Origin of the sequence: Geoanaerobacter pelophilus (assembly GCF_018476885.1) — a bacterium.
Lineage (GTDB): Bacteria > Desulfobacterota > Desulfuromonadia > Geobacterales > DSM-12255 > Geoanaerobacter > Geoanaerobacter pelophilus.
In genome coordinates, this window is the sequence record NZ_JAHCVJ010000001.1 from 584,979 (window position 1) to 596,565 (window position 11,587).

The following is an 11,587-nucleotide window of genomic DNA, read 5'->3' on the forward strand; positions in this document are numbered from 1 at the left end:
GGCCCCTCTTCTATTCAGCTCTTCCCCTCTTCTTTCAACCGGAGCGCCAGATCATAAACCACGCTCCGGGGCTGGTGGCTGGCTTCGGCTACCTGCCGCACCGCATCCTTGACCGTGGCCCCGTCAACCAGCAGGCCCCGCAACATTCCCTCAATATCCACCGGTTCCTCGTCCGCTGCTTCGCCTGGGGCTACCAGCAGCACCACCTCACCCCGAGCCGGGGTCTCGGCGTAATGTTGGACCAGCTCGGGGAGCAGTCCCCGGTTGAACTCCTCGTAGATCTTGGTCAGCTCCCGGCAGACAATAGCTTCGCGCGGACCGAAGATCTCGGCCATATCAGCCAGAGTAGCGGTCAAGCGGTGCGGTGCCTCATAGAATACCAGCAGCCGATGCTCCGCAAGAAGTTCCCTCAGTCGCTCCTTGCGCTTGCCCGATTTTGCGGGTAGAAAGCCGGCAAAGGTGAACTCGTCGGTCGGTAGGCCCGAGGCGGATAGCGCCGCCATGGTGGCCGATGCCCCTGGTATCGGCACCACCGTGATCCCTTCAGCAGCGGCGGCCCGGATAATCCGGTAGCCGGGATCGGCAATGCACGGGGTTCCGGCATCGGTGACAATGGCTATTGACTGACCGGCCTTGAGTTTTTCAATCAGATACGGGGTCTTGAGTGTTTCGTTGTGGTCATGATAGGCAGTAAGCGAGGTGGCAATCCCAAAGTGGCTCAGCAGCTTGCGGCTGTGGCGGGTGTCCTCGGCGGCGATCAGGTCAACCTCTTTCAGGATCCTGACCGCGCGAAAGGTCATGTCCTCCAGGTTGCCGATCGGTGTGGCAACGATATACAAGGTGCCCGATGACAACTTACTTGCCCCAGTCGCGGGAATATCTGAAATCGCGGTCAATGGTTCTATTGGACACCTTGGCGATAACCGGCAGGCGGCGTTTGAAGTGGGAGTTCTGCACCTTGGCGTAGATCTTATCGATGAAAGCGGCCTCGAAGCCGGCAGCCAGCAATTCAGAGCGGCTCTTGCGCAGGTCCACCATCTGATAAAGCAGTTCGTCAACCGCCTTGTAGGTGAACCCCAACTCCTGCTCGTCGGTCTGACCAGCCCAGAGATCAGCCGAAGGCTTCTTGTCTATCACCTCGCGCGGCACGCCCATCTCTTCGGAGAGCTGCCAGATCTGGGTCTTGTAGAGATCGCCGATCGGGTTCAGGGCGCTCGCCATGTCGCCGTAGAGGGTTCCATAGCCCAGCAGCAGCTCGGTCTTGTTGCTGGTACCGAGCACCAAGGCGCCCCGTGCTGCCGAGTGGTCGAACAAAATGGTCATCCGCTCGCGGGCCATCTTGTTGCCACGCCGCATGGAATCGGCATCCGGGAACATTTCGAAATAGGCGTCCACCATCGGCGTGATACCAATGACGCAATGCTCGATGCCGAGTTGCTCCGCCACCAGCCGCGCATGGGCCTCGCTCTCCGGGTTGCTCTGCTTGTAAGGCATGATGATGGCCTGGACATTCTCCGGCCCGAGCGCTTCGGCAGCAAGATACGCCACCAACGCGGAGTCGATCCCCCCGGAAAGCCCAAGGACTGCCCTCTTCAAGCCGACCTTGTGCACCTCCTCAGCCAGAAAGCCGACCAGGATCCGGCGCACCAATGCGGCATTTATGGAAAGCCCTGTCACCTGAGTTGCATCAGACATGAGCGCTCCTCCGTTCCTCTTCGATCCGCCGCAGTTCGCGAATGGTCAGCTCAAGATTTTCGTCGCGCAACAGCGGCGCAAAGATCCGCTCCCGCCGCAGCTCGCCATCGTCAACCCGCGCAGTTATCAGTTCTTCTTCGAGCAGTTTCGCTCGAACCGTGCTGTCGCCCCCTGGCCTGACGATCTCCGACCCGCCCCAGAAGTTCACCCCGTCCTCATAGCCGACCCGGTTGCAGAACAGCACCCGACAAGAAAGGAACATGGCAGTGGTGGAGGTCAGACGCTGCCAGGCCTGAGCAGAGCCGAGACCGTCATCGGACGCAACCCCTCGTCCGGGACTGCTGGAGAGACAGAGGATGGTGGTGGCACCATCCATGGCCAGGGTATAGCTGGCGGAAAGGTGCCACATATCCTCGCAGACCAGCATGCCGAACCGGCCAAAGCGAGTGTCAAAGGCGCGGAAACGGTCCCCGCAGGCGAGGTAGCGTTGCTCGTCGAACAGGCCGTAAGTTGGCAGGTAGACCTTGCGGTGCCGGTGCCTGATCTCACCATCTTCGAGATAAATGGCGCTGTTGAAAAACCTATAGTCCGCTGACTCCTCGACAAACCCCACGGCAATGCTGATCCGGCGCGAAAGGACCCTGAGCTTGGCGATCTCCGGGGAATCGATGCGCAACGCCACTTCCGGTACCAGGTCCTTCAGGAAATAGCCAGTCAGGGATAGTTCTGGAAAGATAACGAGATCGGCGCCACTCTCGATCGCCTGAGTAACAGACGCTTCGATGATTGCCAGGTTGTCGGATAAACAGCCTAATTTCGGCCTGATCTGGGCCAGGGCAACGGTGAACTCCATAAGTCGGAACTCCTTGGAATTTGTGCGGTAACGGTAACACAGTAGCAGCGGCTTTGCAACGAAAGGGAGATCAATAATTCAGGTCAAAGGCATTCTTGATATGGTCAAAAACCGGCTCTCTGTCACTCTGGATGGTAATGGCGATGACATCGAACCGTGCCGGTGCTTCAAGTTTTCGATGGCTGGCAAGCCAGGTAAGCGCTGCTTTCATGATCTGTCGTTGCTTGAACGGGGTAACGCTAAGCTGCGGCACACCATAGGATGCGGTTCTACGAGTCTTGACCTCGACAAAGACCAAGATTTTACCGTCACGGGAGATGATATCGACCTCACCACCCTTGCACCGGTAGTTACGCTCCAGGATCGCATAGCCTTGCTTCTCCAGAAAGGCGGCAGCCAGATCTTCGCCCCGACTGCCGAGCATTTGGTTGGCTCCGGTCTTTATCTCTACCGGTTTCATGGAGCACACCCTGCCGGCCCACGGTCCAGGTGCTCCCTGACCCCGCGGAAGGTTTTCCGGTGGATTTCACACGGCCCAAGCTCGGCAATAGCGGCGAGATGCGCTGCACAGCCATACCCTTTATGGCCGGAGAAGCCGTATCCCGGATAGCAACGATCGAAATCGTCCATCAGCCGGTCCCGGGTTACTTTGGCCACAATAGAGGCGGCAGCAATGGAGGCAGAGAGGGAATCGCCTTTTTTGACGGTCTGCTGCGGAATTTTCGTCTGGATTTTACTGATGCCGTCGATCAGGAGATAATCTGGGGGTAACTGCAGGTTTGAGACGGCCTGTAGCATGGCGCTGAGCGTGGCCTGCAGGATGTTGATCCGGTCGATCAGGGAATGATCGGCGATGCCGACAGCCACGGCAAGCGCCTTGGCATTAATCTGTTCGATGAGGGTTTCACGCTTCTGTGGGGTCAGCTTTTTAGAGTCATCAAGCCCCGGGATAACCAGCCCGTGCGGCAGGATGACGGCAGCAGCAACCACCGGCCCGGCCAGCGGGCCTCGGCCAGCCTCGTCAATTCCGGCAATCTGCAGGAATCCCCTGTTGCGCGCCCTGGCTTCAAAGGCGAAGAGGTCTCGTTCAGCTCCAGTTGTCGCGAAGAGTTCGAGATTCATCCGGACTCCAAAAGAAAAAGCCCCGGTGACCGGGGCTTATCGTAGCCTATTGACCTGCAACGTATTTCTTTTCGCGAATCCTGGCAGCCTTGCCGCGGAGTTTGCGCAGATAGTAAAGCTTGGCGCGACGAACCTGGCCGCGGGTCACTACTTCGATCGCCTCGATCGACGGGGAGTGGATCGGGAACACCCTCTCAACACCAACACCGTTGGAGATCTTCCGTACGGTGAAAGACTCACGAATGCCACCGTTCTGACGGCAGATTACGACTCCCTGAAAAGCCTGGATACGGCTCTTGTCACCTTCAACAATCTTGACCTGCACCTTGACCGTGTCGCCCGGCTTGAAGGGGACCACGTTCTTTTTCATCTGTTCCATTTCCATGTAATCGATTCTGTTCATCTCAGTACTTCCTCCTCTATTAATAGTTCTGATTTGGTATCCGGTTGTTGTTCAGTTTCATCTTCCGAAAAGCCGGTCTAGGTAAATCGATACTGCCGACCTAACTGAAAGATGATTATATTCACTGTTGCCGCTGATCGGTTCCAGTACGAAATCTGCCTGATCAAAAACCTCTTCTGTCATCCCCCACCCCGTCCCAAAAAGGATCAGCATGGGGACTGCGGAACTTTCGATTTTCGCCCGCAACTCTTGGGCAGTTACCGAGTTGAGCCGCCCCTTGGCTCCGGTTACTACCAGCAGTGGCCGTGTACCAAAAGTCTCGGTCATTTCGGCAATGGCATCTTCAAGCCCGGAAAGCACCCGAAGCAACTCCAGTGCCTCTTTACGCCTGGGGTTGTAGCCAGCGCCCCACCCACCGAGCCAATGCACGCGAATTCGCTCGGCAAGCGCCTGTTGATCTGCGACCGGGGTAACGACAAAGTAACGACACAAGCCGAAAGTCTTCGCTGCCCGCGCTATGTCATGCAGATCCAGATTGGTGACAGCTGTTGTCACCACCTGCCGGTGCTTATCATAAACCGGATGATGAAGCAGCGCTACAGCCACCCGTGCCGCAGGGCTGTTTTCAGTGCTCATGCCGCATCTCCAAGGCATGGGCAACCAGCGTGCGTTCTGCCGGAGTAAGCTGGGCATTGGCAAGCAGTTCCGGCCGGGCGGCCACAGTCCGAAGAATGGCCTGCTGACGGCGCCACTTGGCAATTTCCTGATGATTCCCGGATAACAGTACTTCAGGCACCTTCAACCCATGGAATTCAGGAGGCCGGGTATACTGCGGATATTCCAGAAGACCATCGGAGAACGATTCTTCCACTGATGAATCATCACAGCCGAGTACCCCTGGCAGCAGGCGGCCGACAGCGTCCACAATGACCATGGCAGCCAGCTCGCCACCGGTCAGGACAAAATCGCCGATCGAGACCTCCTGGTCGATACAGAGCTCGGTGACCCTTTCATCAATCCCTTCATAACGGCCGCAGACAATAATCAGTTCCGTCAATCCGGCAAGTTCCTTGGCCATTTCCTGGCTGAATGGAACCCCGCGGGGAGAAGTCAGAATAACTCTTGCTTCTGGACGCTTGGCCTTGACCGTCTCGATACAGGAGTAAAGCGGTTCGACCTTCATGACCATACCGGCGCCACCGCCATAGGGCGAATCATCGACAGTACGATGGCGGTCAACGGCATAATCGCGAATATTCCAGAGATTCAACTCAATCAGCCCGCGCTCAATTCCCCTGCCGATTATGCTATCGTTCAGCGGTCCGGCAACCATGTCAGGGAAGAGCGTCAGCACATCAAATTTCATAGATCAAGCAATCCTTCAAGGGGGGTGACCTTCATAATGCGGCTAGTCAGGTCAATCTCCCTTACCACATCTACAAGCGCAGGGATCAGATACTCCCGCTTTCCGTTCCGGACAACATAAACATCATTGCTGCCGGTATCGAATATCTCCGAGAGAGTCCCAAGCTCAAGGCCATCATCGGTAACAACCGTCAGCCCGATCAGGTCGTGCCAGTAATACTCGCCTTCGTCGGTCTCAGGCAACTGGTCTCGATGAATCACCAGTTCACGGCCTACCAGATGCGACACATCGTTAATGCTGTCAAACCGTTTCAGCTTAACTATTGCCTTGCCGCCATGGAGCCTTGCAGAATCCATCTCTGCGTTGAGCACATCGCCGGTCGCACCGCGTAATTGAAGCGTGCGAAGCCCCATCAGAGTGCCGTAATCACCGGAATAACAGTAAATCCGCAACTCGCCCCTGATTCCATGGGTTCCGGACACCTTCCCCAGAAGAATCAGATCGTCAGACAACTCCATTACTCGACAATCTTTAGGATGGCCTTCTTGTTGTCCTTTGTGGAAACAGCATTGAGAAGGGTCCTGACAGCCTTGGCAGTCCGGCCTTCCTTGCCGATGATCCGCCCCATATCTTCCTTGGCAACCGTCAGCTTGATGACCAGCGTATCTTCCTCAAACTCTTCGCTGGTTCTGACCTGGTTTGGATCGTCAACAAGTGCCTTCGCGATGGTCTCTACGAGCTGTCTCATGTCGGTTTCCTCTGTGGGTGTGGAATTTCCGGCTGGCCGGGACAAAAAGCTGCTGTCAAAAGTTTACGTTGTTGGCATAACCAAGACCTAAAACGCAATTTGAGCACGCGCCTAAGTCGCCTCTTCCTCGCCTCTTCGCATCCATGTGAAGCACCTTCGTATGATCAGACCATATAACCCTGCTGATACTGTCCTTATGCTGCCTGCTTGGCGGCAAACTTAGCCCAGATACCGGTTGTCTTCAGCATCTGCTTAACAGTATTGGTAGGCTGTGCGCCGTTATTGAGCCACTCAAGCGCGCGGTCTTCTTCTATTTTTACAGCTGCAGGATTCTGATTAGGATCGTAGGTGCCGACGTTCTCGATAAAGCGGCCATCTCTCCTGCAACGCTCGTCAGTGACGACAATCTGGTAAAAAGGTTTCTTCTTTGCGCCGCCACGGGCCAATCTGATCTTTACTGCCATTTCTTTCCTCCTGATGTCGACTTTGTGTCGATGTGTAATTATCGGTTAAAACGGGAGCATATTGCGCATGCCGCCCATACCCCTCATCAGCCCTTTCGGACCGAGTTTCTGCAATTGTTTCATAACTTTCTGGGCTTCTGTGAAGCGCTTGAGGAGCTGGTTTACTTCCTGAACCGTTGTCCCGCTACCTTTGGCAATGCGCAACCGGCGACTGCCATTGATTATGGTGTGGTTGGCCCGCTCATCTCTGGTCATGGAGTCAATGATAGCCTCCACCCGCTTCATCTCGCGCTCGCTCGGTTGGGCATCGCCAAGCTGTTTCATCATTTTGCCCATACCGGGGATCATCCCCATGATCGAGTCAAGCGATCCCATCTTCTTGATCTGCTGGAGCTGATTCTTGAAATCCTCCAGGTCAAACTGGTTTTTCTTGAACTTCTGCTGAAGGCGAGCCGCCTCTTTCTCATCGAAAACTGACTGGGCCTTTTCCACCAGGGTCAGAACATCGCCCATGCCCAGGATCCTGGACACCAGGCGATCGGCATGAAAGACCTCAAGGGCATCAAGTTTTTCACCCAAGCCGACAAACTTTACCGGTTTGCCGCAAACCGCTTTTATGGAGAGAGCAGCCCCCCCTTTTGCATCACCGTCCAGCTTGGTAAGCACGACCCCTGATATTGCCAGCCGCTCATTGAAACCGGAGGCAACATTAACCGCTTCCTGGCCGGTCATGGCATCGGCGACAAACAGGATTTCGCGCGGATCGATCTCGTCCCTGATCCTGACCAGCTCACTCATCAGGAAATCATCGATCTGATGACGCCCGGCAGTATCGAGAATAACGGTATCAAAACCGTTCAGTTCTGCGTATTTAACAGCATCACGGCAGATAACTACCGGATCCTGATCACTCTTCGAAGCGTAGGTCTCAATCCCCAGCTGCCGGCCGAGGGTCTGCAGCTGCTCAATAGCTGCCGGCCGGTAGACATCTGCCGGAACCAGGAGCGGATTGCGCCGCTGACTCTTGAGATGGCGCGCCAGCTTGCCGCAGGAAGTAGTCTTGCCGGCCCCCTGAAGCCCGACCATCATGATGGCCACCGGTGGCTTGGCTGCCAGATCGAGACTATTATCCTCGTCACCGCCCATAAGTGAAACAAGCTCGTCATGAACGATCTTGACTACCTGCTGGCCGGGCGAGAGACTCTGCAGAACCTGTGTCCCAACCGCGCGAACTCGAACCTTCTCGACAAATTCCTTAACAACCTTAAAGTTGACATCTGCCTCAAGAAGAACCAGGCGCACCTCGCGCAGGGCATCCTTGATATTATCTTCAGTCATCACTCCCTGACCGCGGAGTTTTTTGAAGACTAATTCCAGTTTATCAGAAAGATTCTCAAACATTCAGACTCCATGCGGCTTTGAGCCCTGAATCCGCCATTGGCCGGACTCCGGACGCAGATAGCCCACTCGTAAGGGATTGAATATAGGCGAATAACTCCTGACATGTCAAGCTAATTTTAAAGCAGGGAATTGCGACAGGGCAGTCTTTAAGGCTTCAGGTTATCGGGGCTTTCCGCCGTTTCCTCAGACTCTGAGATCTCTTCAGGCTCGACCAGCACTGCGTTTTCAGAATCATTGAGGTCCAGCGAATCAGGGTCTTCTGCAGCAGCGACCTCCGCCACCTCTTCCCGCGGAGGATCAACAGGGTCACTAGACGAGAGCAAACTCCCCTCAATCTGCAGCAGTCTGCCATCAGGAGTGAAAATCCCGGCAAGATTCTGGACTGTCGGCAGCCGCTTGTCAAAGCGGCATGAAAAATCCACCTCCTTGCCCACCAGCTGCTTTCCAGGGGACAAAGAGGCGAACAGCGAACTTCTCCGGTCAGCATCATCCGGAAAGAGCTGGATATTCTTAGCAGAGATTGCAGCATCAACGGTATCAAAGCCGAGGGCACGGGCAAAAGCAGCGTTGCACTTTACCAGCATCCCATCGGCATCAATCACATAAAAACCGCCAGGGGCATCTTCAAAGAAACGCCGGTACAGCTCTTTGTCCTGGTTTCCGGCCTCCTGATGAAAAAGCCTTAGAGATTTGAGCATCTCATTTATTGTGGCAGCTATTCGCCCGCATTCATCATCAGAACTCAGATGCAGATCATCACCCAGTTCTCCCCTGTTCCAGGCCAGAACCGATTTTTTTTCCAGGGTCAGCACCCGCGAGAAGCAAAATAGCGACATCAGCAACCCAAGCAATAACACTGAAACCGCCACTGCTACCCCGATCACAAGCTTGTAAGAGCCAACAGCCTTTTCCCCCTCTGCCATGACCTGCCTGGGAACAATCACTTTGACAATAAATGAGGGCTTGCCATACAGGTCGTTCAGGTAATCATAAACCGCAAGGTCATGCTCCCCCGTTATCTTTACGAGCGGGGCACCCTTTACTGCCAGATCGCTCTGCACTGCTGCCAATTCCGGGGTCAAATATGGATCGCCAACGCGGTATACGTTGAACAAGAGCCTGGCGTCTTTTGCAAGGCGATCAATCTCCAGATTGTCGATGAAACGGCCCATGATCAACGTGCCACGGATCGGTGCATCTCTTTTGGTTGTGACGATAGGGCGAGCCGCCACCATGAACGGCCCTTCAGGGAGATTAATAATGCCGGTGACGCTACTAGAGGGATAGCTGAGATTCAGAAGCCTGCTTTCCGGCCCCAGATGCCGGTGCATGCTCACCTTGCCTCCGGAGATCTGGTTTGTCTTGCGGTCGAACCACCCCTCGTAAACAATGCTTCCGGAATTATTAACAAACAGGATAAGGTTCGTTTTTATCTCGACAAAACTGGCAGTCAGGATGTTCTTATTAATAAACTGCTGGTTGCCGTTGGCCACAAAGTCATAGGCATCGTCCCAAGATGCCCAGTCACCCACCTGGCTCCCCAGCACCACGAGATCGCCCTGAATGATATTCTTAACCCTGAGCAGGCTTTCCTGCGCCTCCTTCTGTTCCAATCTGCTGAAGCTGCTGCTCAGAACAGTGTCGGCACCCTTATAGAGCACTGCTGCCAGTGCAGACAAAACCAGCACAATCAACAAAAATGCCTTCAGTCGCAGAGTCATGTAATCTCCTGCTTGTTGCTTTCAAGTATAATAATATTATTATCGACAAAAATGAGCTGTCCTTAAGGGGAGTAGACCAAATTGTCTGGCGATTGCCACAAGGATTGCTGTTGCTGAGCCGGTCTGCTAGAGTAGCGCAAAAGGTTCGAGGGGGAGGTATCGTGCAACGCTTAGGGCTGATTGCTGCCATGCAGGAAGAGATTCAACCGCTGCTCCGTATTGTGAAACCATCGCGGATGGAAGTCATTGGAAAGCGCCACGTGTGGTGGCTCGGTAAGAGCGAGTCTATCTGTCTCGTTGAATCAGGGATGGGGCCGGACAACGCGGCAACCGCCACCCGGCTCCTCATTGATATCGAGAAACCGGAGCTGATCGTGAATTTCGGCTTTGCTGGCTCGCTTACCTCTGCACTGTGCGTTGGCGATATTGTCATGGCAGACCGGCTGCTGTTCATGCACGGCAGGCTGTTCAGTGAGCAGTCGGGTCTGAGTAATGACTTGAGCCGCCGGCATACTGACATGCAAGAAAAGTGTGGCTGCCTCATCCACCAAGGATCTTTCGTCACCACTCGCACGATAACTGCGAAAAAGGAAATTGCCGGGCGTCTTCCGGCCGGGATTGCCCAAGCGGTCGTGGAGATGGAAACAGCTGCGGTTGCACAAGTAGCAAACAAAGAAAAGATTCCGTTGCTGGCACTCCGGGCAATCAGCGACGGCTTTGACGATGAGTTGGGCTTCAGCCTGGACGAGTTCTGCGACAAGGATCTGAATCTGCAAAAATGGCGGGTGATGCTGACTCTGGCAAAAAAACCATGGATTATTCCGCAGTTGATCAGGCTGGCCGGCAATACCAAACAAGCCGGGAGAAAATTGGCGATGGCCGTTGCCGGCCTGCTTGTGCCGACTCCCTGAACTACCCCTTACGCCTGCCGGCTGCCGACAATGGGAAATCCCGCAAATGATCGGCCAGCTCTTCCTTGGAGTAGCGGTTGATACGGCGGAAAGCCAGGGTCACCACAATGGCAACCGGAAGTATGTAGGTAAAAATTCCGGTGAGCGCCATCCGCTGTTCGCCAATCAACAAGGTAACGGTAAGATTGAATATGATGACAGATAAATAGAGAATCGGGCCGACCAACGAACGAAACGGCAGATTGGCAACCCCTTTCACCTGTTCAACGTTTCTCCCGACTGTCCTGTCGATGATCTGCATGGCCAGGATCATGACAAACCCGACCAGCCACCATCCCAGATAATTCGACAGCGGCACCCCGTAATGCACCCCCGCCTCTTTATAGCCATAGATCTGGCCAAGAAACCAGCGGCTCCCCTGAAGCGCCACCGGGTCGATGATGATGTCAAGGAAGACCTGGAGGAGTGAGCCGAGGAACAGAGCGGCAAAAGAACGGCGTATAGAGCGGGTTTCCAGGGTAACAAGATTCCAGCGCCATCCTCGCAAGGGGGAGATGATGAAAAGAGCGGTGGCGTAGCTGCAGTAGGCAAGGAACACATACGAGAGGGAATCGAAGAACGGCACCCCGGCAATCCACAGCTCCCGATCCTTGGTGGTGTCGATGTAATAGTACCAGCCATAAGGGAAGCCGTTGTTTATGGACGAGTACTCCGAAGCAAAGGCGATCAGATAACCGGCAACAGTGACCAATCCAACCTTTTTCCAGCCGAGATGTGGCACGGCGGCAAGTAGATAGGCGGCAAAAAAGGCAAACACATATGGCCGCATGGTAAAGGTGCCGACTGCTATTTTAAGGACTTCTTCCATTCATCCCCTCCAAAATGGTGATGGCGCCGAAGCGC

The 11,587-nt window shown here is 54.8% G+C and carries 15 protein-coding genes; 1 reads left to right on the forward strand and 14 read right to left on the reverse strand.

Annotated elements, in window-relative coordinates; all coding sequences use genetic code 11:
- Positions 1-14: 14 nt before the first annotated feature.
- The 13 genes from rsmI to KI809_RS02795 form a co-directional block, all read right to left on the reverse strand.
- A complete protein-coding gene (gene rsmI / locus KI809_RS02735) occupies positions 15-854 on the reverse strand; it encodes a 16S rRNA (cytidine(1402)-2'-O)-methyltransferase (RefSeq protein ID WP_281416749.1) in 840 nt (279 codons plus the stop codon).
- A gap of 1 nt (position 855) precedes the next feature.
- A complete protein-coding gene (locus tag KI809_RS02740) occupies positions 856-1,677 on the reverse strand; it encodes an NAD+ synthase (protein ID WP_214170487.1) in 822 nt (273 codons plus the stop codon).
- 10 nt (positions 1,678-1,687) lie between these two features.
- Positions 1,688-2,548 (reverse strand): nitrilase-related carbon-nitrogen hydrolase, encoded by an 861-nt coding sequence (locus KI809_RS02745; protein WP_214169972.1) that lies wholly within the window; start codon positions 2,546-2,548, stop codon positions 1,688-1,690.
- 70 nt (positions 2,549-2,618) lie between these two features.
- Positions 2,619-3,008 (reverse strand): YraN family protein, encoded by a 390-nt coding sequence (locus KI809_RS02750; protein ID WP_214169973.1) that lies wholly within the window; start codon positions 3,006-3,008, stop codon positions 2,619-2,621.
- Positions 3,005-3,670, reverse strand: coding sequence for a ribonuclease HII (gene rnhB / locus KI809_RS02755; protein WP_214169974.1), 666 nt, complete (start codon positions 3,668-3,670; stop codon positions 3,005-3,007). Before rnhB ends, KI809_RS02750 begins: the two co-directional genes overlap by 4 nt.
- Positions 3,671-3,716: 46 nt before the next feature.
- A complete protein-coding gene (gene rplS, locus KI809_RS02760) occupies positions 3,717-4,073 on the reverse strand; it encodes a 50S ribosomal protein L19 (protein ID WP_041974017.1) in 357 nt (118 codons plus the stop codon).
- A gap of 57 nt (positions 4,074-4,130) precedes the next feature.
- Entirely contained in the window at positions 4,131-4,709 is a 579-nt protein-coding gene (locus KI809_RS02765; RefSeq protein ID WP_214169975.1) for an RNA methyltransferase, read from the reverse strand.
- On the reverse strand, positions 4,699-5,439 hold the full coding sequence (trmD, locus tag KI809_RS02770; protein ID WP_214169976.1) for a tRNA (guanosine(37)-N1)-methyltransferase TrmD: 741 nt from the start codon (positions 5,437-5,439) through the stop codon (positions 4,699-4,701). Before trmD ends, KI809_RS02765 begins: the two co-directional genes overlap by 11 nt.
- On the reverse strand, positions 5,436-5,957 hold the full coding sequence (gene rimM, locus KI809_RS02775; protein WP_214169977.1) for a ribosome maturation factor RimM: 522 nt from the start codon (positions 5,955-5,957) through the stop codon (positions 5,436-5,438). Before rimM ends, trmD begins: the two co-directional genes overlap by 4 nt.
- On the reverse strand, positions 5,957-6,187 hold the full coding sequence (locus KI809_RS02780) for a KH domain-containing protein (protein ID WP_041974007.1): 231 nt from the start codon (positions 6,185-6,187) through the stop codon (positions 5,957-5,959). Before KI809_RS02780 ends, rimM begins: the two co-directional genes overlap by 1 nt.
- A gap of 194 nt (positions 6,188-6,381) precedes the next feature.
- Positions 6,382-6,651: a 30S ribosomal protein S16 gene (rpsP, locus tag KI809_RS02785; protein ID WP_214169978.1), complete on the reverse strand. Its 270-nt coding sequence runs from the start codon at positions 6,649-6,651 to the stop codon at positions 6,382-6,384.
- A 45-nt stretch (positions 6,652-6,696) separates the two neighbouring features.
- Entirely contained in the window at positions 6,697-8,052 is a 1,356-nt protein-coding gene (ffh, locus tag KI809_RS02790) for a signal recognition particle protein (RefSeq protein ID WP_214169979.1), read from the reverse strand.
- Between the two features lie 146 nt (positions 8,053-8,198).
- A complete protein-coding gene (locus tag KI809_RS02795) occupies positions 8,199-9,773 on the reverse strand; it encodes a CHASE4 domain-containing protein (RefSeq protein ID WP_214169980.1) in 1,575 nt (524 codons plus the stop codon).
- Positions 9,774-9,934: 161 nt separating this feature from the next.
- Between KI809_RS02795 and KI809_RS02800 the strand changes: the two genes are divergently transcribed.
- A complete protein-coding gene (locus tag KI809_RS02800) occupies positions 9,935-10,684 on the forward strand; it encodes a phosphorylase family protein (protein WP_214169981.1) in 750 nt (249 codons plus the stop codon).
- A 1-nt stretch (position 10,685) separates the two neighbouring features.
- On the opposite strand, the gene KI809_RS02805 is transcribed toward KI809_RS02800, so the two are convergent.
- On the reverse strand, positions 10,686-11,552 hold the full coding sequence (locus KI809_RS02805) for a carotenoid biosynthesis protein (protein WP_214169982.1): 867 nt from the start codon (positions 11,550-11,552) through the stop codon (positions 10,686-10,688).
- Positions 11,553-11,587 lie beyond the last annotated feature (35 nt).